The sequence below is a fragment of the Wandonia haliotis genome (assembly GCF_039523435.1).
Lineage (GTDB): Bacteria > Bacteroidota > Bacteroidia > Flavobacteriales_D > Crocinitomicaceae > Wandonia > Wandonia haliotis.
In genome coordinates this window covers 34,770-58,344 of sequence record NZ_BAAAFH010000007.1, presented here as the reverse complement: position 1 = coordinate 58,344, position 23,575 = coordinate 34,770, and the positions used below count along the sequence as shown (strand labels likewise).

The 23,575-nt window shown below is 39.4% G+C and carries 21 protein-coding genes; 5 read left to right on the top strand and 16 right to left on the bottom strand.

The window, feature by feature from the left end; genetic code table 11:
* Positions 1–3: 3 nt before the first annotated feature.
* From ABDZ97_RS06430 to ABDZ97_RS06415, 4 genes are all read right to left on the bottom strand, one after another.
* Positions 4–852, bottom strand: a complete 849-nt coding sequence (locus tag ABDZ97_RS06430) for an MBL fold metallo-hydrolase (protein WP_343785766.1) — start codon at positions 850–852, stop codon at positions 4–6.
* Between the two features lie 120 nt (positions 853–972).
* The gene (locus tag ABDZ97_RS06425) at positions 973–1,530 is read right to left on the bottom strand and encodes a glutathione peroxidase (protein WP_343785765.1); all 558 of its coding nucleotides are present in this window, start codon (positions 1,528–1,530) and stop codon (positions 973–975) included.
* Between the two features lie 102 nt (positions 1,531–1,632).
* Entirely contained in the window at positions 1,633–2,130 is a 498-nt protein-coding gene (locus tag ABDZ97_RS06420) for a DUF1573 domain-containing protein (protein ID WP_343785764.1), read from the bottom strand.
* A 5-nt stretch (positions 2,131–2,135) separates the two neighbouring features.
* Positions 2,136–3,746, bottom strand: coding sequence for a S41 family peptidase (locus tag ABDZ97_RS06415; RefSeq protein WP_343785763.1), 1,611 nt, complete (start codon positions 3,744–3,746; stop codon positions 2,136–2,138).
* Positions 3,747–3,974: 228 nt separating this feature from the next.
* Here ABDZ97_RS06415 and ABDZ97_RS06410 point away from each other — a divergent pair, with 228 nt between their 5' ends.
* Complete coding sequence (locus ABDZ97_RS06410) at positions 3,975–4,874, top strand: C40 family peptidase (RefSeq protein WP_343785762.1); 900 nt, start codon at positions 3,975–3,977, stop codon at positions 4,872–4,874.
* Between the two features lie 4 nt (positions 4,875–4,878).
* Here ABDZ97_RS06410 and ABDZ97_RS06405 read toward each other — a convergent pair whose 3' ends face one another.
* The 9 genes from ABDZ97_RS06405 to lpxK form a co-directional block, all read right to left on the bottom strand.
* Complete coding sequence (locus ABDZ97_RS06405; protein ID WP_343785761.1) at positions 4,879–5,415, bottom strand: hypothetical protein; 537 nt, start codon at positions 5,413–5,415, stop codon at positions 4,879–4,881.
* Entirely contained in the window at positions 5,412–8,630 is a 3,219-nt protein-coding gene (locus ABDZ97_RS06400) for a SpoIIE family protein phosphatase (protein ID WP_343785760.1), read from the bottom strand. Before ABDZ97_RS06400 ends, ABDZ97_RS06405 begins: the two co-directional genes overlap by 4 nt.
* A gap of 61 nt (positions 8,631–8,691) precedes the next feature.
* Positions 8,692–9,672 carry a YeiH family protein gene (locus ABDZ97_RS06395; RefSeq protein WP_343785759.1) on the bottom strand — a complete coding sequence of 327 codons (981 nt, stop codon included), beginning with the start codon at positions 9,670–9,672 and terminating at the stop codon, positions 8,692–8,694.
* Between the two features lie 94 nt (positions 9,673–9,766).
* Positions 9,767–10,555: a UDP-2,3-diacylglucosamine diphosphatase gene (locus ABDZ97_RS06390; RefSeq protein WP_343785758.1), complete on the bottom strand. Its 789-nt coding sequence runs from the start codon at positions 10,553–10,555 to the stop codon at positions 9,767–9,769.
* Entirely contained in the window at positions 10,555–11,679 is a 1,125-nt protein-coding gene (locus ABDZ97_RS06385) for a TlpA family protein disulfide reductase (RefSeq protein ID WP_343785757.1), read from the bottom strand. Before ABDZ97_RS06385 ends, ABDZ97_RS06390 begins: the two co-directional genes overlap by 1 nt.
* A gap of 41 nt (positions 11,680–11,720) precedes the next feature.
* Entirely contained in the window at positions 11,721–12,944 is a 1,224-nt protein-coding gene (locus ABDZ97_RS06380) for a TlpA family protein disulfide reductase (RefSeq protein WP_343785756.1), read from the bottom strand.
* A 7-nt stretch (positions 12,945–12,951) separates the two neighbouring features.
* The gene (gatB, locus tag ABDZ97_RS06375) at positions 12,952–14,412 is read right to left on the bottom strand and encodes an Asp-tRNA(Asn)/Glu-tRNA(Gln) amidotransferase subunit GatB (RefSeq protein WP_343785755.1); all 1,461 of its coding nucleotides are present in this window, start codon (positions 14,410–14,412) and stop codon (positions 12,952–12,954) included.
* A 9-nt stretch (positions 14,413–14,421) separates the two neighbouring features.
* Positions 14,422–15,234 (bottom strand): purine-nucleoside phosphorylase, encoded by an 813-nt coding sequence (locus ABDZ97_RS06370; protein ID WP_343785754.1) that lies wholly within the window; start codon positions 15,232–15,234, stop codon positions 14,422–14,424.
* Entirely contained in the window at positions 15,206–16,249 is a 1,044-nt protein-coding gene (gene lpxK, locus ABDZ97_RS06365) for a tetraacyldisaccharide 4'-kinase (protein ID WP_343785753.1), read from the bottom strand. Before lpxK ends, ABDZ97_RS06370 begins: the two co-directional genes overlap by 29 nt.
* Positions 16,250–16,360: 111 nt before the next feature.
* Between lpxK and ABDZ97_RS06360 the strand changes: the two genes are divergently transcribed.
* From ABDZ97_RS06360 to ABDZ97_RS06350, 3 genes are read left to right on the top strand one after another with little or no spacing between them, the layout of a single operon-like run.
* Positions 16,361–18,286, top strand: a complete 1,926-nt coding sequence (locus ABDZ97_RS06360; RefSeq protein WP_343785752.1) for a tetratricopeptide repeat protein — start codon at positions 16,361–16,363, stop codon at positions 18,284–18,286.
* Between the two features lie 33 nt (positions 18,287–18,319).
* On the top strand, positions 18,320–19,432 hold the full coding sequence (locus ABDZ97_RS06355; RefSeq protein WP_343785751.1) for a Nif3-like dinuclear metal center hexameric protein: 1,113 nt from the start codon (positions 18,320–18,322) through the stop codon (positions 19,430–19,432).
* 3 nt (positions 19,433–19,435) lie between these two features.
* Entirely contained in the window at positions 19,436–20,191 is a 756-nt protein-coding gene (locus tag ABDZ97_RS06350) for a zinc ribbon domain-containing protein (protein WP_343785750.1), read from the top strand.
* 71 nt (positions 20,192–20,262) lie between these two features.
* Here ABDZ97_RS06350 and ABDZ97_RS06345 read toward each other — a convergent pair whose 3' ends face one another.
* From ABDZ97_RS06345 to ABDZ97_RS06335, 3 genes are all read right to left on the bottom strand, one after another.
* Positions 20,263–21,204, bottom strand: a complete 942-nt coding sequence (locus ABDZ97_RS06345) for an FKBP-type peptidyl-prolyl cis-trans isomerase (RefSeq protein WP_343785749.1) — start codon at positions 21,202–21,204, stop codon at positions 20,263–20,265.
* Positions 21,204–21,803, bottom strand: coding sequence for a BamJ family beta-barrel-assembly machinery protein (gene bamJ / locus ABDZ97_RS06340; RefSeq protein WP_343785748.1), 600 nt, complete (start codon positions 21,801–21,803; stop codon positions 21,204–21,206). The genes ABDZ97_RS06345 and bamJ overlap by 1 nt, the downstream gene beginning before the upstream one ends.
* Positions 21,804–21,978: 175 nt before the next feature.
* Complete coding sequence (locus ABDZ97_RS06335) at positions 21,979–22,797, bottom strand: enoyl-ACP reductase FabI (protein ID WP_343785747.1); 819 nt, start codon at positions 22,795–22,797, stop codon at positions 21,979–21,981.
* Between the two features lie 216 nt (positions 22,798–23,013).
* Here ABDZ97_RS06335 and ABDZ97_RS06330 point away from each other — a divergent pair, with 216 nt between their 5' ends.
* Entirely contained in the window at positions 23,014–23,574 is a 561-nt protein-coding gene (locus ABDZ97_RS06330) for a 30S ribosomal protein S16 (RefSeq protein WP_343785746.1), read from the top strand.
* Position 23,575: the final 1 nt, after the last annotated feature.

The window sequence follows — 23,575 nt, the reverse complement described above, 5'->3', positions numbered from 1 at the left end:
AACTTAAATTTCATCAAAACGGAAGGTGTGGTCTAGGCGAATTCCTTTTTCAGTATTTTTTAATGTACAACACTCGTTTACTCCGTCGTGTTCTAAAAACAGAATGTATTCTTCATCACACGCTTTTTTCAGGAATTTTTCCTTTTCACTAAGCGTAAGTAAAGGACGGGTATCATAGCCCATAACATACGGAAGAGGTATGTGTCCTGTACTTGGGAGGAGATCGGCCATAAACACAATTGTTTTTCCCTTGTATTGAATGTGAGGAATCATTTGACTTTCGGTATGTCCGTCAACAAAAAGCGCATCAAACCCAGTAAAAATATTTTGTGTATAATCTCCAGTTCGGTCGATAAATTTCAATTGTCCACTTTCTTCAATCGGAAGTATGTTTTCCTTTAAGAAAGAAGCTTTTTCGCGGGGATTGGGTTCGGTAGCCCATTTCCAATGTTTTTCATTGCTCCAAAATGTAGCGTTCTTAAATACCGGTCGATATTGATCTTCTCCTATACGTTCGATAGCTCCCCCACAATGATCAAAATGAAGGTGTGTAAGGAATACATCCGTTATGTCGTCAGTTGAAAAACCGAGTTTTTTTAAATTGCCGTGAAGCGAGTCATTACCATGCAGGTAATAATGGGAAAAGAATTTTTCACTTTGTTTATCACCGATCCCCGTATCAATAAGAATTAATTTATTGTCTTGTTCAATAAGCATACTGCGCATGGCCCAGTTACACATATTATTCTCATCGGCCGGATTGGTACGTTGCCAAATTGATTTCGGAACAACACCAAACATAGCTCCGCCATCTAATTTAAACATACCGGTGTTGAGAGGATGTATTGTCATTTGTCTGTATTATTTCTTTGTCTAAAATAACAAACATTTGGAGAATTCGGGAAAGGAAAGGGACAAAAACAAAAAATCCCGGGATTTTCCGGGATATATAGTACTGGGGTAACAATAGGATTATTTTTTAGTAATCCAGTTTACGATCTCCTCATCAAGTGGTTTGGTTCCGGAATAAAACACTTTTTCCAGCTCTCCTTTTTCATTAATCAGATACTTCTGAAAATTCCATTTTACCTTGGTGTCCATTACACCATTTTTGGCAGATTCTGTGAGGAATTGATAAATGGGGTGTATGTCATCTCCTTTAACGCTGATTTTTTCCATCATTGGGAAGGTGACACCATAATTTTTTTTACAAAACTCCGCGATTTCTTCATTACTTCCCGGTTCTTGCTTCATGAAATTGTTTGCAGGAAATCCCAGTATGACAAAGTTGTCATCTTTGAATTGAGTGTATAGTTTTTCCATGTCTTCATACTGGGGTGTATATCCGCATTTTGAAGCGGTATTAACGATCATGATCTTTTTCCCTTTGAACTGATCCAGACAGATTTTTTCTCCTTCTATGGCGTTGGCACAAAGGTCATAAATACTCTTAGGTTGTTGTCCTTTTAGTGTAAAAGAGAGAAGTGTGCCAAGGATGGCTAAAACTCCTGTAAATAGTAATTTTTTCATAATTAATCTATTTTATGTAAAACATTCGATCAGGTTGATTTGTTCAAAAAACGGGAAACGCTTTTGATCGTGTTTCCCGTTTTTAGAATACTCAGTGTTTTTTTATTTCATTAGAGGTTCCATCACTTCCGCAGAGATACGTAGCGTTGTGATAACAGGATCTGTATTTGCTTTTACAGTAACTGTTTTGGACTGATTTCCTAACTGATTGGGTTTCGGACTGAAGATAACTTCAATTTCTCCCACTTCTCCCGGAGCAATCGGAGCTTCCGGTTTTTTAGGTACAGTACAACCGCAAGTGGCAGAGGCATCTGTTATAATCAAAGGAGCCGTACCTGTATTGGTTACTTTAAAAACGTGTTTGTTATCCGTGCCGGCAAATACTTTTCCGAAATGATGCTCATAGGTATCAAAAGCCAGTGTTGTATATTGCTTTTCGTTCGGATTTTGCTCCGGTTCTTTGTAATCCTCTTCAGACCATCCGTCTGCAGCCATTTTACTTCTTACTTCTTCCGATTTTACGGTTCCTTCATTTCCTTTTTCTTCAGAACATGCAGTAAATAATGCAACTGCTATTAAGGGAATCCATACTTTTTTCATACAACTTAATTTTTCGCTAATTTAGATTTTTCGTATTCTTTATTTCCTAAAACTTCAACGGCTCTAAGTAAAATTTCGTTGGTTGCGTTGTAAATTTCGTAAAAACGATCGTAATCCCATAGGTTTTGAGCTATAAATGCAAGAACACGCGTTTTGATAAGAAATTCACTTTCTTCGTACTCTTCATTATCTAATGTTAACTCAGGATCTTCTTTTGTTAGATAGGCCCGGAATGCTTTTTCAACTTCAGGATAAAACGTATCCAAAGAAGCTTTATAAGATTCGAAAGTCGGGAATCGCTTCTTTAATTGTTCACGATTATCATTTACGTAATCAATAGAGAAACCATTCATGTGTCCTTTTCGGGCAAGGGTGCGTAAAACATCTGTTACACCGATTGTGTCCAATGGTACGAATATATCGGGCATGATACCACCACCTCCGTACACTTCACGTCCACTGATCTTGGTACGGTGTAAAAGAGAGTCCGGAAGACGTATGCTGTCTTTGTGCATATACTCCCCTCTCAGGTAACGGTTGACAGCATCTTTTTCATAAGCTTCGGAATCTTCGTATGGTTTTTGAATGAAGCGCCCGGAAGGTGTGTAATAACGAGCGATAGTCAGACGAATCTGTGCTCCGTCAGAAAGATCAATAGGACGTTGTACCAGACCTTTTCCAAAGGAACGGCGACCGACAATTAATCCTCTGTCCCAGTCCTGAACTGCTCCGGATAAAATTTCACTGGCAGAAGCAGATCCTTCGTCAATGAGTATAACCAAACGACCTTTTTCAAAGATTCCCTTTTGATCGGCCAGGTATTCCTGGCGAGGTTGTCTTCTTCCTTCCGAATATACAATCAATTGGTCATCGCTAAGAAATTCATCTGCTACAACTTTGGACGCATACAAAAGACCTCCTCCGTTACCTTGCAGGTCAAAAATAAGGTCTTGCATTCCTTTGGATTTCAATTCTTTGATGGCTTCACGTACTTCGTCTACCGTTGTTCTTGAAAAGCTGGTCAGTTTGAGGTACCCGATTCGATTGTCAATCATATAATGGCTGGCAACGGAATGTAAAGGAATTTTATCCCTTTTGATTGTGTATTCCAAAGGTTCAGTTTCATTTTTACGCTTGATGGTAACGTTTACTTTACTACCTAATTCACCCATTAACTGATCACGTACATCAGCATTCTTTATTCCTATTCCGGCAACATTTTCACCATCTACGGCAATGATTTGATCACCTGCACGAATTCCTAATTTTTCAGAAGGCCCGCCGGGGATCGGATTGACGATCATTAAAGTGTCCTTAATGATTTGAAAACGGACTCCGATACCTACAAAACTTCCGTTAATCTGTTGGTTGGCATCGTCTACATCTTCCTTTGGAATATATACTGAATGCGGGTCTAATTTTTCCAACATTGCAACGATGGCTTCATTAGCAAGCTCTTCGGCATTTACGTCATCTACATACAGGTAATCAATAAAACTCAGGGCTTCTGAAACCCTGTTTTCCGGTCGTATTGCTGTTTGTTCCTGAGCCTGAATCGTGACTCCGGTTAGTAAACAGACAAAGAAAGCAGATATATATAAGCGGAATTGTATCATCGTGTTCATTTGTTTTATGCCGTAGCCTAAAATTACAAAAATATCAGGAACGGGGTTATTTATTAACGAATCATTATCAAAATCCGAGCCATTTTTGAAAGAAAAAGAGAAAAGAAATGGTGTCTCTTTATTCTGTAAGTTAACAACGGATTGTGTATTAGATGTCCGATAGAGCAGGAGAGGCGAACGTTATAATTACGATTTTTGTTCGTAATGAAAATGGGTAGCATGCGCAATTTTGTTTTTCTTTTTATACTGTTCCCTTTTCTGGCAGCCGCACAGATAAAGGAATTCGATCAGGTGGAAATGTTGTATGATCAGGGACACTACAAAAAAGTACTGAGAAGGTCTAACAGATTGTTGGATAATCCGGAGTACGATTTTTCAATGATTCCGACTTATTATAAGAGTTTGGCATTGTTTCAACTCTACCGGGATGACAACTGGAGAAAACGAAACGGAACTGCTTTTGACGAGGCAATTGCTTTGTTTCAGGAAGTAAAAAAAGAAGATACCGGAGGAAAAATTTTCCGCGCACATTATTATGAATTACAGGCATTGAAACAAGACTTACAATCATTTGCCCTGCTTTGTAAGCAAACAGGAAATGAGGAACTTTTTGCAAAAATAAATACTGCACTTACAACTTCATTTTCAGGTATTGAAGGCCTGGATGAGTTGGAGTCAATAGTAGAGACAGTAGAGCCTTCACCTGAAATGAGTGATAAAGGAGACGATCATCATGGAACAGAGCGCGCTAAATTAGTTGCCTTTGCTCAAAGTTATGTGGGTGTGCCATACAAACCGGGAGGAATGGATCCGAAAGGGTTTGATTGCAGTGGGTTTACGTCCTATGTTTTTGAGAAGTATAACCGACAGCTTCCGCGAATAGCACGAGATCAACAGCGTTCTTCACGCAAAAAGGATATGGGAGGTGCTCAACCCGGAGATTTAATCTTCTTTAGTAGCGGATCGGGTGTCAATCATGTAGGTATTGTTGTTGAAAATCAGGATAAGTCAATCAAAATGGTACATGCCAGTACGAGTCAGGGGATTATAATAACGGATGTGCAGTCATCAACGTACTGGAGCAGAAGAGTACATAGTGTTGGTTCCTATCTGGATTAATCTTTTATTTGAAATCAGGAGATTTTTTGTCAATAATCATCCGGAGTGAACTGAGAAAACTCAATCCTATCAACAGAAGAATACTGTTAAAGAGTGAATTGTTTGGATAAAAAGCAAATAAGACCGATAATACAATTGCAACCAAGGTGAAAATAAAGGTCAGTTTTCCAAACAGATGTGATGGTGATTTTGCTAAAACTCCGGAATGATTGATAAGCAGAGTTCCAAGGCTTATCATAAATGAGAAGATCAAATAATCGGAAGCTTCCAATATAATGAACCGAATGGGGAAAAGACTAACGGGAATTACGGGAAGAAGACTAAAAAATGTAAATAGAAAGCGAATCCTGTTTTTATTGTCTTTATGGTAATCAATTAATTGGTTTAACACTACAATAAATATAGCTGCAATTATAAGCAACCATCGGATATCTCCCGGGAAATTTAATTGGGATGGATCTAAACGTAATGCCATTCCTATTGCCAGAATTGGCAGGAGTAGTATTAATGCAAGTGACAGATAATATATTTTCTTTCTCATACGCGTACGGCAAATATGCAAACATCATCAATTTGTTCCATATTCCCTTTCCAGGATTCAAACTTTTCTTTCAGAATAATTACCTGTTGATCCATGGGAAGATGATGTATTTGTGTCAACAGTTCTTTAAAGGGCTTTGATTTGAATTTTTTTCCTCCATTTTGGGCATCAGGTCCTCCAAACTGATCAATGAAACCATCCGTATACAGATAAATAACATCCCTGTCCTGAAGAGTTATACTCTGTAATCCAAAGGGGGAGGAGTATTCGTACTGTCCTACCGGTTGTTTATCCGCTTTCAGTTCTATGATCTCTCCGTTTCGTATAATGACACACGAGTTATTTGCTCCGGCAAACAATAATTCTTTTGTAGAACTATTCCATGAACATAACGCAATATCCATACCGTCTTTTACTTCCGACTGATGTTGTCCTTTAAATGATTCAATTACAATTTCCCTGAGCTTATCCAGTATTTCATTGGGTTTTCGCAATGAGAATTCGTTGATTGCACGGATGATTCCATTATGTCCCACAATACTCACGAATGCTCCCGGAACACCGTGTCCGGTACAGTCCGCTGCTGCAAACAAAAACAGGTCGTCCAATTGTTCAGCCCAGTAGAAGTCACCGGAAACAATATCTTTCGGTTGGTAAAGAACAAAATGCTCGGTATGTAAGTTGTCCAGTTCTTCTTTATCAGGAAGTATTGTATTCTGAAGTCGTTTTGCATAACGAATACTGTCCACAAGATCCCGGTTGATCGTCTCGATTCTGTTCTTTTGTTTTTCAATTTCCTGAGTTCGTTCTGAAACGGTGTCTTCAAGACGTTGATTTTGTTGTTTTACACGTAACAAAGAAACACGAATCAACAGGTAAATAATGGAAGCTATTCCTATCAGATAAAGCAGATAAGCCCACCATGTTCTGTACCAGGGAGGAAGAATAGAAAAAGTATAGGTCGTTACTTTGCTTTCTCGTCCATACTGGTCACGCGCCTGAACGAAAAATTGATAGCGACCTTCACGGAGTTTATTATATACAACAAAACCGTACGAATTCCAGTCCGACCAACTTTCTTCCAGTCCTTCCAGTTTGGTTCTGTACTGAAGTTTATCTGTTCCGGTAAACAGATAGGAAGTAAATTCAATTTTCAATGAGTTTTGGTGATAGGAAAGAGGAGTTGGAGATTCTAATTCGATTGATTGTTTATGAAGAGTATCCAAAGAATGAACACGTCTGATAAAAACGGGAAATTCTGCAGTAGTATTATCTATTGCATTTTCGTTAAGAACATATACACCTCGTTCTCCTCCGAACCAGGTTTTACCTGACTGATCGGAAAAGATAGCGTGAACAACATCTTCTTCTATTTCAGTAACCGGAGGATGATGCCAGAACCATCTGTTTTTTGCGTCTTTTTCGAGATAGCCGATTTCTCTATACTCTGATTCCATGTCTTCGTTGTAAAAAAGAACCATCCACAGTCGTTGATTGTTAGCATTGTATAATCTGTGAACATAAAGATTCTCTTGAATAAGTGATTTGTTTTCGATGTTGGAAAAAGGTACAAACTGATCTTTTTCTATTCTGAAAAGTCCATTGTTTGTTCCTGCAAATAGCTGGTCTTCAAAATGACAGATATAATACACGTCATTTCCGGTTTGTTTAGGTTGCTCTGTTATAAATCGGACACTACTGTCTCTAAAATTATAAATACCAACTCCCTTATTTTTTACAGAGAAATACAGATTCCCGTTGTTTTCGACAATACTTCTGACTTCCCCGTTCACTCCTGTCAGAAGAGGAGTATAAGTCCACGTATGATCTAGTTTTTCTAATCGTCCTATTCCTCCCGGAGTATCCAGTCCACAGTAAAACACATTTTTGTTTTCTTTCGACTGAACAATTGTCCATGTATAGGTGCCTTCCTGTACCGTTTGTTTTTTTAAATCCTTTGTTAACTCGTAGATACCATTATACCCCACAATAAGACACGTTTTCCCGAAATCTGTATCAAACACCCGGATACCAAAAGTGGGTTCCCGAATCAGGTGGGAGTTGGTGAAAAGGGATAATCCTCCACGGTTTTCATACATAAACAAATCTGTTCGCGTTGCCAGAAGGTAGGTATCCATAAAACGAGTAATAGCTTCTGTAGCAGCTGTAATTCCCTGCTTTTTGTAAAAAGAAGTGACCGGTGATGAGGTTTCGATAAGTGAAATACCATTGTCTAACAAACACCACAGGTTATTATGATTGTCAAAGAACAGTTCGAAAACCGATATGTTTTGCATCCCTTCCTCCGGACCAAATTGCCGAACAATATTCCCTGCTCTGTCATAGACAACAACGCCTTCGTTGTCTGTTGCAATATAGATCAGACTTCCTTTGCTTTCTACTTTATTGATTTTTAATGCGTGCAGGGCATCATAGACAACCTGATTGGGAATCCAGTGAAATTCAGATTTCCCTGTCTGCAGAGCAGTAATATGTTTTCCTCTTTCGTCAAACAGAACCAAGGTATCGTTATACTGAACAGTTCCTCTGATGTTTTTTAGTTTTGTTGCTTCCGGAGAAGGGATTGCTGTAAACTGATACGAATGATCGGGGAGGTATAATAGTTTTACATTGTCTTTTATTGCCTCTGGATTTTTAAGGAGAATAAGTATTCCTTTTCCAAAAGGTTGAGAAGTTGTGATTTTATCTTTTTTGATTTCTAGAACTACCTCAAAGGAATTGTCATTTTTCTTAACAAGTACTCCTCGCTCGCCAAAGAAGAGTATATCACCGGATTGCCGTTCCAGTATGTTCCATATCGTTCCGAGGGTATGTTGTCGAAGCAATTCTTCTGCCAGTGGTAAGATTTCAATTTTTCCTGTCAGGTCTTTGTGTAGTATTCCGATTTCATTGTCAGCTCCCACATAAATGGTGCCGTCGGCAGATCTGAATAAGCGCGTAACAGGTGTTTGTCCCGGGGTTTGTATTCTGGACCACCTGTTACCGTCAAAAGTAATGACACCTTTATTGTTGGCAAAGTACAACTGTCCGTTTTTGTCCTGTGTGCCATGCCAAATTTGTGGAGCGGCTTTGTAATCGTTGACAGAAAAGTTGATTGCTTCTGGAAATGAACCGAAAGTAATTTCGTTTTGCGTCCGTCCCTCGAGAGGGAATACAAATAGAAACACGATAAGTAACGAAATAAACCTGTCCACCTGTACTTGATTCAGTTAATCAAATGTACAAAAAAGGCTCGTTTTTTGAAAGTGTGAAAAGTTAATTGATTATCAGTAGTAAAACAGAGATTACTAGTAGTTGAATTGCAAAAATGATGAAACCGAATCCTATAGCTTTACGCCCACTTTTGTATAAATTTGCAAAACTGATTTTCATTCCAATGGCAGTCATTGCCATGGTTAATGTAAGAGTCGCCAAAAAGCCGATTACTTCTTTTATTTCTGCAGATAGTGGAATATAGGAGCTGAAGAGCGTAACAGCGATAAACGCCCATAAATAAAAAGGGAGTTTGAAGTAATCCCGAAAATTCTTTATCTGTTTTCTATTGATTAGTAAAGTAAAGAAAATGACAGCGGGAGCAAGTAATGCGACACGAATCATTTTTACAGTCAGAGAAATTGCACCTGTTTCTTCTCCCATTGCATACCCGGCTCCAGTCACATTTCCGACACTGTGAAGTGATCCTCCTATGACTATTCCATCCTCCAGATTTGAAAGATCGAAGTAGGGGAGAATCAGAGGTAGAATAACCATTCCGATACCTCCGATAAGGTTGACAACAGCCATTGATACACCTATGTCCTCTTTATTTTTTGTAATACCGGGTGCGACAGCAGCGATTGCTGATGAGCCACAAATAGCTGTTCCGAAGCCAACTAAAAGCCCGCTTTCTCCCGGGCATTTTACTAATTTACTGGTTAGCCTTGTCAGAAGTAAGACGAGGACTATTGTTGCAATAATAATAGTCAGTGTTGTCCATCCCATTTTACCGATTTCAGATAAATTAATATCGAAAGCGAGTAGGACAATTGCTATTTCCAGGACACGCGAACTACTATAATTAATTCCGGGTTGAGTGCTTAGGGGGAGTTTGATAAGGTTTCCGGCAATTAAACCAAAGAGCAAGCCGAGTAATACGGAATTCATTCCGGGAATAAGTGGCGCAAGAAAATAAGCTGCAATTGCAAGTACTACGATAAATCCTAAACCCTTTGAATATACTGAGAAGTTAAATTTCATTATGGTATGTATAATATCAGAATATGCAATTTGTCCCAGACAAAAGTAGGTTTTCCGACGAAAAAATAAGGTGACAAAAGTCACATAACTGAACTTAATTTTTTCGGTTAACCGGGATGTAGCTTGTGTTTGACGGGTATTGCTTTAGGTGGAAATTAGTTCCGTCAAACTCTCCGTATGTAAAATAGCTGATCCAATCTCCCAGGTTGATATAGGTAGAAGCTTGTTCCAGATCAATAATTAAAGGGAGATGTCTGTGACCAAAGACAAAATAATCAAAATGTTCCTGTTGTAGAATTTCCTTGCAATATATGGCTAGCCATTCTTTGTCCTCTCCTAAAAAAACAGCATCCTGATTTCCTGTTGATTTTCGGCTTTTCGCAGACCAGTAATTTGCAATTCCTATCCCAAGGTTAGGATGGATTCTTGCAAATAACCATTGGCAGAGTTTTGAAGCGAATATTTTTTTCAGGAATTTATATCCGTGATCTCCGGGACCTAAGCCATCACCATGACCGATAAATAATTTTTTTCCTTCAAATTCGATTTGTACTGGTTCGCGATGTAGTTGCACTCCTAACTCCTTTGGCAGATAATCAAAAATCCACATATCATGATTTCCTGTGAAGAGATGTACAGGAATACCTTTGTCGGTAAGTTCGGCTATTTTTCCCTGTATCCGGGCAAACCCTCTTGGAATAGCATGTTTGTATTCAAACCAAAAGTCAAACAGATCACCTACAAGATAAACTGCTTCTGCGTCTTCAGCAATCTGATCAAGCCAATTAACGAGTAGCTTTTCACGCTCAAGACTTTTCTCATAAGAGGGAACGCCAAGGTGAACATCAGAAGCGAAATACAACTTTTTTTTCACAGTAGTCATTAAAAGCCGAAAATCGAAGCAAGTGTCATTTCGAGTTGTTGTCCTCGCAGGTTTTTCTGGATTACTTTCCCGTCTTTATCAATCAGGACAGTAAAGGGAATACTGGAAACCTTATAGAGTTTAGCCAGATCACTTCCCCATCCTTTCAGATCGGAAACATGATGAGGCCATGTCAGTTTATCAGACTCTATTGCACGAACCCAGGGTTCTCTGGATTTATCCAATGAAACGCTATAGATGGTGAATCCTGCGTCTTTATATTTTTCGTACAGCTTCACTACATTAGGGTTTTCCCGTCTGCAGGGACCACACCAGGAAGCCCAAAAGTCAATCAGTACTATCTTTCCTCTCAGGTCAGAAAGCTTACTGTCTTCCCCATTAATATCTTTCGTAACGATATCGGGAACTTCCTGTCCCGGACCTAAAAACTGCGAAGCATTATAACGTTGCTGCTGCTGTTCCAGCATGGTTTTTAACGACGCGGCAGTAGGACTTCCTTCCATTGCAACAATGACTCCCTCTGTTAACGATTTGTACAGGTCAAATTCATTCATAGGGTCAACAGACTGAAGGGGAGCAATAAGTGCCGGAGAGTTTGTGTTTTGACGGATGAAACTAGTCCGGTAATTTTGAAAAGACTGTAATTTTGGACGGAAGAAAGCATCCAATTCTCTTACTTTTTCAGGGTCCGTATTAGCCACTCGTTGAACAGAATCCCGTAGCGTATTAAAGCTATTGACTTCTCTGAAAAATAACATCATTTGTGTACTGGCTTCATTGCCGATGATGTTGGTATAGTATAAAAGGTTTTTTCCATCTCCATATACCTGAATAGTATCCGGTGAATTAATTGCCAGATTAATGGTTTGTTCCCCTACACGGAGCACATAAAAATCTTTATTAGGCAGCGTGTAGTTGATAGAAAAATTCCCTTTTTCATCAAGGGGAGTAGAGGTAAAGTCTTTATAGGAATTGTTCCCCTGGAAAACTGATAAACTGATCTCTTTTACGTCTGTATTGAAAATCTGCCCCGAAATTACGACAGGTAATTCCTGTTGGGCAATATAAATGCCTGAATAGATGAATAGTGATAAAGTCGTGAACAAATGGGTTAATTTCATCATTTCGTTTTTGGTTTTCAATTTACAAAAAATAATCCTATCGGTTATTTACCAAGTAACTCGATCAATTTTTGTTCCAATTCTGCTCCTCTCAGATTTTTCGCCAGTATGACACCATTTTTATCCAGCAATACTGTGTGAGGAATTCCGTTGAATTTGTACAATTGAACGACTAATGAATTCCAACGCATCAGATCTGAAACATGGTTGGGCCATACTAGTCCGTCTTTCTGGATTGCTTCTTTCCAGTTAGAGGCATTGTCATCCAGTGAAACACTGTAAACAGTAAAGCCTTTATCTTTATACTGATGGTATAAACGTACCACATTAGGATTTTCTCGTCTACAGGGCCCGCACCAGGATGCCCAGAAGTCAATCAGTACGTAATTTCCCCGAAGTGAAGAAAGTCTGAGTTCTTCACCGTTTGGCGTGTCAAGAAGGATGTCAGGTGCTGTGTCACCAATTTCTACCGGTTTGTTAAGGTCACCATAGAAAGCAAGTCTTTCCTGATATTTTTCATATTGTACGAGAGAACCTTCCCAGGAAGTAATCTGCTGTTGAAGTGAAGTTGTAAAGCTGGCATCCGGATACTCTTTTTTGTAGGATGAGTGTACTTTTTTCAGGACTTCCATGTTACTTTTCTCCCAGAACTGAAATCCGTTATTCGGAAAGAGTTGTGCGGTTAATACCTGATTAAGAGGAGAAGCTGGGTTTTCATCAATATATTCGATAGCGAATATTTCTAATGAACGTTTTTCCTTCATTAGTTGGCGCATTAATCCGTTGATACTGGAAGTATCGGAGGGATCTTGTTGCTGAATTTTTTGAATAAGAGGCTCTTGTTCTTTCAGGAATGTACTGAGTAATTCCATATACTCATTCATGACAGAAGCATAAGGGATATTAGAAACAGAGTAATTGGTACTCATATTCGGGTACCCGGTTTCTATATACACGGAGTCATTCCCTCCAAGCGGAACCGGAGTCCCGTTAGTGTTATCAACTACCAGCTGACAATAGAGGAGTTCTTTTGGAGCTGTTAGATGAAATGTACCTTCTCTGTCAATTTCATAAGCAGATAACGGATTCCATCTTTGTCCGTCAAAAGCCATTAACTTTATTGTTTTCCCCTCAGCTCCAGGAATTTTTCCGGCTACGATCTGACGCTCATTATCGGATTGAACGACGGCATCCTCTTTCTTTTCTCCTGAGCAGGAAAATAAAAGTAAGACTGAAACTGATAGGGAGACAAAAAGTTGTTTATTCATAACTGTATTATTTTTCTAACAATTCACGCATTAGTTTGTTGGCAGCTTTCGGATCTGCTTTCCCTTTGGATACTTTCATTAATTGTCCCATAAAGAATCCGACAAGTTGCTTTTCTCCGTTTTTATAGCGTTCAACTTCACCTGGATTATTTTCCATTACTTCTACAATAAATCCTTTAATACTGGATTCATCACTTTCCTGAAGGAGATTCATTTCTTCAGCAACCTGAAGAGCCGTTTTATTCGGAGTATTGATCAATTCGGGAAAGATTCGTTGAGAAGCAACCGAATGAGAAATCTTCCCTTCTTCTATCAGCTTGATAATTTCTGAAATACGTATGGCTGAAACAGGGAAATTTTCTATTTCAATTCCCATTTGGTTCAGGTAGGATTTAACTTCTACCATTACCCAGTTTGCTGCCGATTTATAGTTTTGCGTATTTTCAATCAACTGCTCAAAATACAAAGCAATCCCTTTATTATCTGTAAGAACCAACGCATCGTATTCCGAAAGGCTTAATTCCTGTGTATATTTCATGAAAAGGTCACGTGGAAGAGCAGGTAGCTTGCTTTTCACAGATTTGATGTAGGATTCGGTAACCTGCAAGGGTAATAAATCCGGTTCAGGGAAATAACGGTAATCATTCGCTGCTTCTTTCGAACGCATCGCTATAGTTATTCCTTTAAGTGCGTCAAAAGAACGTGTTTCCTGGAAAAGTGGTTCCCCGTTTTCAACTGCCTGAATCTGACGTTCTACTTCAAATTCAATGGCGCGTTGAACATTTCGCATAGAGTTCATGTTTTTGACCTCTACTTTGGTGCCAAAAGTCGTACTCCCTTTTAGACGTACCGATACATTGGCATCACAACGCAGTGATCCCTCTTCCATATTCCCGTCACAGATGTCAAGATAGCGAACAAGTTTACGAACTTCTGTGACGTAATTGTAAGCTTCCTGAGAGCTTCGGATATCCGGTTCGGATACGATCTCGAGAAGAGGAACTCCTGCACGGTTAAGGTCTACCAGTGTGTCAAAAGGATCAACATCATGAATACTCTTTCCGGCATCTTCCTCCATGTGAATACGTGTGAGATTCACAGCTTTTTCCTCCCCGTTTTCGTCTTTTATGAAAATATGCCCTCCCGTACAGATTGGAGTTGTATCCTGTGTAATCTGATAACCTTTGGGAAGGTCAGGGTAAAAGTAATTTTTTCTGGCATAGTGCATAGTCGGGGCGATATTGGCATCTACAGCCAACCCCAGACGAACAGCATATTCTATAACCTTTTTATTTGGACGAGGTAGCGTTCCGGGGTGTCCCAACGAGATAACACTGACGTTTGTGTTGGGAGCAGCACCGTATTCGTTGGCATCATTGGAATAAGCCTTTGATTGCGTCAAAAGCTGCGTATGTATTTCCAACCCAATAACCACTTCATATTTATCACGGATAGATTTATCTAACATATCTGTTTCTTAGATTCTACTAATCAATTCTTTCATTATCAGTGTCATTTTTGGCTCCTGACGGGAAGCTACATTGATGACATCCTGAACACTTACTTTTTTAATTTTCCCAGGTACTCCAAGGTCGGTAATGATAGAAATCGCAAACGTTGGAACTTCCATGTGTCGTGCTACGATTACTTCCGGTACTGTTGACATTCCTACAGCATCTGCTCCGATTACGCGAACATATTTATATTCAGCCGGAGTTTCCAATGTAGGGCCGGTTAATCCTAGATAAACACCTGTAGATACTTTGATGTCGTTCTCTCCTGCTATTTTTTGAGCGAGCTCAATCATTTCAGTATCGTATGGTTCACTCATGTCAGGGAATCGTGGTCCCAATTCATCAATATTCTTACCGATTAGCGGATGAGCAGGCATCAGGTTAATGTGATCATTGATGATCATGATCTCTCCAACTTCAAAGTCAGGATTAACCCCTCCTGAAGCATTCGAAACAAACAAGCGTTGAATTCCCAGAATTTTCATCACCCGAACAGGGAAAGTTACTTCCTGCATAGAATACCCTTCGTAATAATGAAAACGCCCCTGCATTGCAACTACCGTCTTTCCTCCGAGTCTTCCCAGAATCAATTTCCCTTTGTGACTTTCAACTGTAGAAACAGGGAAATGAGGGATGCTCTCATAAGGAATTTCATCAATCACTTCGATTTCTTTCACCAAACCACCCAGTCCGGTTCCAAGTATGATACCAATTTCAGGTTGTATGGATGTTTTACTCTGAATAAATTCAGCTGCTTCGTTTATGGCTTTCAACATATTGTATTATTTCATTAGTAAACCTTCCGCTGTCTTCAATGTCGACCTCTATCGGGAGCATGAACCAGGGAAATTCATTTGTCTCATTTTTAAACTCTTCTGTAAGCAGACGCATAGCGTCTTTTACCGTTGTTACGATAATTGCTTTTCCGTGGGTAAAATTACGGAATATTTCGTGAATGCGATGGATATCTTGGAGGGAAAAGCGATGGTGATCAGGGAATACTACCGGAGTAACTTTTGCTTCCGAAGATAAATATTCCCGGATAGGTTTGGGATTAGCAATCCCTGTTACAAGGATGATGTCTGAAATGTCTGAAGGTATTGAGTGTCCTGATAGCGGAATTAGCGAGCCATAAACAACAGAAGAAAAGAAAACCTGTTGCGGATTGTGAAACGTTGAACGATAGTGTGTTTTGTTTTGTTCAGATAGTTCCGGAGGACACTTGGAAAAAATGCAAAGATCAGCCCGTTTTTCTCCGTCTTTCCATTCTCTTAAGTTTCCTGCAGGTAGAACAAAGTCTCTAAAAAAAGGACGGGAATAATCGCTGATAAGAATTGACAGACCGGCCCGGACAGCTCTGTGCTGAAAGGCATCGTCCAGTAAAATTAGATCTGTATCAGGAAACTGTTTCAGTATCATCTCAATACCTGTTTTTCGTTTTTCACAAACAAAAACCTGCACATCAGAACCGAATTTTGACTTATACTCCAGAGGTTCGTCTCCGACATCTGCTGCTATAGAATCTGTGGTGACAACTAAAAAACCTTTCGTTTTTCTTCCATACCCTCTGCTGAGAATAGCGATGTTATATTTGTCCTTAAGAAAGGATGTCAGATACGCCACATGAGGCGTTTTTCCCGTTCCACCAACGCTAAGATTTCCAACGATAATGGAGGGGACAGGGATTTCATAAGAAGAGAAAATACCGACTTTATATAGCAGGTTGCGGATTCCGGTGATCGTACCGTAAAGGATCGAAAACGGCAACAATATAAGTCTCCATCGGTTCATAGGAATCAAAGGTAATAAAATTGTAAGTCTGTAAAGTCAATAAAAGCAGGGGACATTGAATAATGTTCTCTTCAACCTTTCGGAAATGAAATATTTACATATATTTGGTTTATGAGGTGTAGCTTATCTTTTTACAGGATACTGACTCTTCCCGAGCTTTTATGCGGCCTGTTTTTGTTGTTGGTATTTGCTTCGTCAGCGCAGGATGACAAGGCATCTTCTGTGAGTATATACCGTTCGAAAGCAGATGCTTTTTATGGAACAAACCCCGATTCATCTCTTCATTACATCCAGCTGGAAGAACAAGACGTTAAAAAAACATTTTCCGGAGAAAATAAGGAAGAATATCATAATTCTCTCGGAGAGATAAACTACTTTATTGGTGTTTTGTATCACAGGAAGGGGGAGTTTGATGAAGCTATGGAAGCATACAGAGTTGCTTTGCGACATTACCTGCGGGGGGGAGATCAGACAGGGCTTTCACTCACGCTAAGTACCATAGGAATTACTTATATGTCTCGTGGAGATTATGTGAAGGCGTTGAAATATTTTAAGTTAGCTCTCCGGATTAAGGAACGGATAGGGGATAAGCAGGGAGTGGCTTATGTTTTGAATAATATTGGGGTGGTTTTCAGAGATTTGGGAGATTATGATGCCTCTGCCGATTATTTTAAACGTTCCTACCTGATTTATGAAGAAATAGCCGATTCGTCCGGAATGGCCATGATTCTGAATAACCTGGGGGCTTGTTTTAGTAAAGATGAGAAATTTTCAATAGCGAGAGAAAAATATCTGGAAGCTTTAACCTTGAGAAAAGCGTTAAAAGATACGGTTAATATGGCTTCTACTCTGAATAATCTGGGAGTTGTTTCTTTTCGAATGAAAGAGTTTGGAGAAGCAGAGGGATATTACGATGAGTCATTACGAATTGTAGAACGTTTCAGAGATTTAAAGGGAATGGGGCATACCTATCTGAATCTTGCTGAATTGTATTCTGAGAATAGACAACAAAACAAGGCGATAGCAATGGCTAAAATGTCGCTTGAATTGGGAACGAAAGTTGAAAATGTGGAGATCCAACGTCGTAGTTCCAGATTGCTGGCAAAATTATATGATGAAAAAGGGGAGTCCGGGTTGGCGGCTGAGTTCTATGAGCGCTCATTGAAACTACAGGAAGATCAGACGAGTGATGAGTTGAGAAAGGCAGCTTTGAAAGAAGCAGTGAAATTTGACTTTGAAAAACAAATGGCTTATGAGCGAATGAGCCAGGCAAATAAAGAGAAGGAAAAGAAAAGAGACGCCAACCGACAAAAGTTGATTACCACTTTGGTTTCGGTTATGCTTTTACTGGCTATCATTGCGATCATTGTAGTGTTAAATCGACTGGCGGTAGTAAATCGAAAGAATAAAATTATTGAAGCACAAAATCACGAGCGTCAACTGCTTCTGAAAGAAATACATCATCGGGTAAAAAATAATTTTCAGATCATATCCAGTTTACTTCGTTTGCAGGCCGGGAATCAGGATGATGAACATGTTGTGGAGGCATTTAATGAAGCCGTACAGCGTATTCAGTCTTTGGCTATCGTTCATGAAATGATCTATAAACAGGAAGATTTCTCCAATATTAGTACAACTGAATATTTTCAAACCTTAATCAGAAACCTTGAGGCACTGACGTTAGATAAAAGGGTTGTTTTTACCTTTAAGGATGAATTGGGAGCGTTGGATAGTGAGTTGCTTTTCCCTCTTGGTATCGTTATCAATGAGTTGGTAACCAACTCATATAAACATGCTTTTGGAAAGGATGAAACTATTCAGCCCCGTATTGAAATTCGACTGAAAAAAGCAGGGGATCTTATCTATTTGTATTATCGTGATAATGGGGTTGGTTTTGAAATAAACGAAAGAAGTAAGTCGTTTGGAATGGAATTGATTCGTACGATCATTGAGCAGTTTGACGGTGATCTTGAAAAGGTTAAAACAGAGGATGGACTTTCCTTTATCCGTCTGACTATCCGACCGGATTCTGCCTGATCCGGTTTTAGGAGTAAACATTGTTGTACTTTTGTGGCAGATAAAGAAGCTATGAAGATAAAAGATATAACAGATTTTTTAGAGCGAAAAGCGCATTTGGCAACTCAGGAAAGTTATGATAATAGTGGTTTGTTGGTAGGAGATAATCAACAGCAGGTTACGGGAGTTCTTGTCTCGCTGGATTGCACGGAAGATATTGTTGACGAAGCTGTTCGCAAGGGATGTAATCTGATTGTTTCTCATCATCCGATTGTGTTTAAAGGTTTGAAGTCCCTGACCGGTAAAAATTACGTAGAACGGACAGTTATAAAAGCTATTCAATTCGGGGTCGCCTTGTATGCGATACATACCAATCTGGATAATTATAGATTTGGAGTAAATTTCGAAATAGGAAAGCGGTTAGGGTTGAGTAACCTGAGCGTTTTATCTCCCGTAAAAGGAAAGTTGAGTAAACTGGTTACCTACGTGCCTAAATCACATTTGGAATCGGTACGTAAGGCTGTTTTTTCAGCAGGAGCCGGGACTATAGGTGAATATGATAAATGCAGTTTTTCATCAGAAGGAATGGGGTCTTTTCGGGCACTTGAAAATGCCAGTCCGTATGTGGGAGAAAAGGGGCAGCTACATGAAGAACCTGAAATCCGGTTGGAAGTGGTTCTTCCGGAATACCTGGAAGGAAATGTTGTGAGAGTTTTGCTGGCTGCCCATCCTTATGAAGAAGTAGCGTATGATCTTTTTCCATTAAAAAATAAAAATCAATTCGAAGGTGCGGGAATGGTGGGAGAGTTAGACACACCCATGGAGATGATGGCTTTTCTGGAAAAGGTAAAGCAAGAATTTTCCTGTGGAACGATACGTTATACGGATCTTGTGAAAAAGGAAGTGAAAAAGGTCGCTTTTTGTGGAGGCTCCGGTAGTTTTTTACTTAATCAGGCGATTCGTTCAGCAGCAGATTTATTTATTACGGGAGACTTTAAATATCACGAATTTTTTGATGCTGATGGTCACATTGTTATCGCTGACATTGGGCATTATGAAAGTGAGCAGTTTACAATTGATTTAATTGGTGATAGTATCAGGAAAAATTTTACTACCTTTGCCGTTCATTTGACAGAGTTAAATACGAATCCAGTAAATTATCTATAGCGCATGGCTACTAAAGCAAAGAAAAACGAAGCGAGTATAGCTGAAAAATTAGATGCACTATTCAATCTTCAGAAGATTGATTCTGAAATCGACCGAATCAGAACCATTCGCGGTGAGTTACCTCTTGAGGTAGAGGACCTAGAGGATGAAATAGAAGGACTTTCTACACGAGTTGAAAAGTTGGAAGGTGAATTGTCGGACGCAGAGTCGGCAATAGCAGGTTACAAGAATACGATCAAAGAAGCAACTGCAGCTATTGAAAAATACAAGGAGCAGCAAAACAATGTTCGTAATAACCGCGAATATGAATCGTTGAGTAAGGAGATTGAATTCCAGACGTTGGAGATTCAGTTGAGTGAAAAGCGTATCAAGGAAGCAAAGTTCGATATCGAGAACAAGAAGGAAGTTGTTACTACCGTTAAAGAAACGTTGGAGCGAAGAAAAGGAGATCTTGATGCGAAAAAAGGAGAGTTGGATGAAATCGTAGCTGAAACTCAGAAAGACGAAGAAGATCTTGTAAAGAAATCAGAAAAAGCACGTCAATCAATTGATGATCGTCTTCTTTCTGCTTATGAGCGTTTACGTTCGAATTCAAGAAATGGTCTTGCTGTAGTTCCGATCGAACGAGATTCTTGTGGTGGATGTTTTAATAAGATCCCACCTCAACGTCAAATGGATATTCAGGCTAAGAAAAAAGTTATCGTTTGTGAGCATTGCGGACGAATCCTTGTTGGTCAGGATATGGTTGAAGATATTTAATCTTTCAGTATAATTGAATAAAAAAGGTTGTCGATATCGACAACCTTTTTTTATGAGTTGATAGTTCGTTGTTATTTAAAGTCTACCAGTTCGATCTGGAAAACCAGAGTTGTGTAAGGTTGAATTCCTTGCGTTCCCTGATGACCATACCCCAATTCATAAGGAACGTATAGTTTGTAAATACCGCCTTTTCGCATCAACTGCAGTCCCTGTTGCCATCCCTGGATTACTCCGTTTAGAGGAAAGCTAACCGGTTCTGGTTCCTGTGCATTTGATTCTACAACCTGTCCGTTTATTAATGAAAGCGTATAATAAACCGAAACAGTAGAGTTCAAAGTAGGTTTTGCTCCTGTGCCTTCTTTGATTACCTCAAACTGTAGCCCATTGTCAGCAGTTGTAACTTCAGGACGTTGTTTATTCTTCTCCAAAAATGCTTCGCCTTCTTTTTTCGTGAGCGAGCTAAAGTATTCAGAGATGATAGATACCTGATCGTTAATTGGAATCAAGGTGTCGTAATCAAAAGTACCGTCTTTAAACCCTTTTTTGATCAGGTCGGCGTTCAAATGATTGAAAACTCCTCTTTTTGCTAGAGAGAAACGAATTTCGAATCCTCGCATAAAGCCCATGCAATCCGAGGCTCTGTTAGGTTTAATATACATCGTGTCAAATGAGCCCGGAGTTCCAAAATAGGTAGAAAGTAGTTCATTACAATCATCCGCTTTGCTGGAGTCCGAAGAAGCAATTCCGGAGTAGAAACCATTTTTTAAAGCTTCCTTATTAAAGTATTGGCTATATTTCTCCGAATCAGTGTACTCTCGTAAGTCTCCTGCTGAATTAAAACCAATAGAATATGCCACTTTATCATCCAGTGTTGTAATTTGAAGATCGTCAAATTCATCACTTGTGGTAATAACCGACTTTTTTCCTTCTGTTTCTCCCATTTCCGAATTTTCCTCTCCTCCACACGAGAATAAAAGAATCGGTAATGAAAGAAGTAGTGCAGTCTTTTTCATTAGGCAACTGAAATTAATTCTACATCAAATATTAATGTCATGAAAGGCTTGATCGCTCCACCCGGATGAGGATTTGCTCCGTATGCCAGTTCCTGAGGAATGTATAGACGATATTTTGCACCTTCTGACATTAACTGAAGAGCTTCTGTCCATCCTTGAATAACCTGATGAACTCCAAATTGAGCAGGCGTTCCGCGCTCGATAGATGAATCAAATACAGTTCCGTCGATTAAAGTTCCATGGTAGTGAACAGTTACTGTATCAGCTGCCGAAGGTTTTTTACCATTTCCTTCTGTAAGAACTTCATACTGAAGGCCGCTTTCAGTTGTGTGTACACCTTCTTTTTGTGCATTTTCTTTCAGGAAATTTTCTCCCTCTACTTTGAATTGCTCAAATTGTTTGGTTGTTTTCTCCTGAATAAACTCCTGGATAATCTGATTTGCCTGTTCAGCATTAAATTCCGGTGCATTTTGATCAAGTATATCGGTTAACCCTTTCAAGAATCGCTGAGGGTCAATCTCAGTCAAATTCTGTCCGATTAAGCTCCCGGCTACACTCATTCCGAGGCAATAACTTGCATCCTTTACATTGTGTGACATAAATCTTAATTTTTTACAAAGATAATCTTATCCGGTAATTTGTCGGGGAGAGTTAAGGGAGTCTCTCTGATTTTAACTGAAATTCCTGATAGTCGTTAAGTAAGGTTCACTTTTATCTAAAAGAAAACCCTCGCCGGGTAGACGAGGGCCGTATAAGTTTCGTATCAAAAATGGTTTATTCGATGTTTCCGAATTTCTCAATAACTGGTTGAGTAACTCCGGTGTTTGAGAAACCGCCGTCATGGAAAAGGTTTTGCATAGTGACATACCTTGTAAGATCCGAGAACATCGCCACACAATAGTCAGCACATGCTTCTGCAGATGCATTTCCTAGTGGTGACATCTGATCGGAGAAATTGATGAACTCATCAAATCCTTTAATTCCTTGTCCGGCAGTTGTTACTGTAGGAGATTGAGAGATTGTATTTACACGTACTTTTTTCTTAATTCCGTAGTGATAACCAAAGCTTCTTGTGATAGACTCCAATAGTGATTTAGCATCAGCCATGTCATTGTAATCCGGGAAAATACGCTGTGCGGCAATATAGGTAAGTGCCACAACAGACCCCCATTCATTCAACGCATCCATTTTATGAGCTGTAGCCAGTGTCTTGTGAAGAGATCCTGCAGAAATGTCAAGTGTCTGGTTGTAAAACTTATAATCAATATCTGTATAGTGTTTTCCTTTTCGTACATTCGGTGACATTCCGATTGAGTGAAGAACGAAATCGATCTTACCTCCCAGATGCTCCATAGCTTTCGAGAATAGATTCTCAAGATCTTCCAGGCTTGTTGCATCAGCAGGAATAACCAGACTGTTTGTTTTTTCTGCCAGTTCGTTGATTGCTCCCATTCGCATAGCAATTGGTGCATTGGTCAATACAAACTCAGCTCCTTCTTCATGTGCTTTCAGAGCCACCTGCCATGCGATAGACATATCGTTTAACGCTCCGAAGATGATTCCTCTTTTACCTTTTAATAGATTATTAGCCATAATGATTAATTTCTGTTCTAGTTGGGGGCAAATTTATAATAAAAATCGATTACCCGTTCCAATCAGAAAAAACTACCCTGTTTCCAGATTGAAGCTAGCGATTTGGTTCTTATTTCTTCCGAACGTTTGGTTTTTCGAAAATATAGCATAAATTTGCACCCTTGAATTAATTTTTTAATTATTAACCGGGGTTTCGCACTCCAACTAATAAAAATTATGGCAACAAAAATCAGATTGCAAAGACACGGTAAAAAGCGTAAGCCTTTTTACCACATTGTTATCGCTGACGCGAGAGCAAAGAGAGATGGTAAGTTTATCGAGAAAATCGGTACATACAACCCGAACACAAATCCTGCAACAATCGATATCGATTTTGATCGTGCGTTGAACTGGGTTCAGACTGGGGCGGAAATGACTGATACAGCTCGTGCAATTCTTTCTTATAAAGGTGTATTGTTCAAAAACCACCTTGTAAAAGGAATGCAGAAAGGTGCATTGACTGAAGAGCAGGTTGAAACAAAGTTCAACGAGTGGCAAGCTGCTAAAGAAGCAAAAATCACTGCTAAGAAAGATAATCTTTCGAAAGCAGAGCAGGATGCATTGGAGAAGCGTTTGGCTGCTGAAGCAGAAGTAAATGCTGCCAGAGCAAAAGCAATTGAGGCTAAAAACGCTCCTGAAGAGGAAGTGGTTGAAGAAGCTGAAGCTCCTGCAGAAGAAGCAGCAACAGAGGAAGCTCCAGCTGCAGAAGGTGGTGAAGAAGAGACTGCTGCCGAGTAAA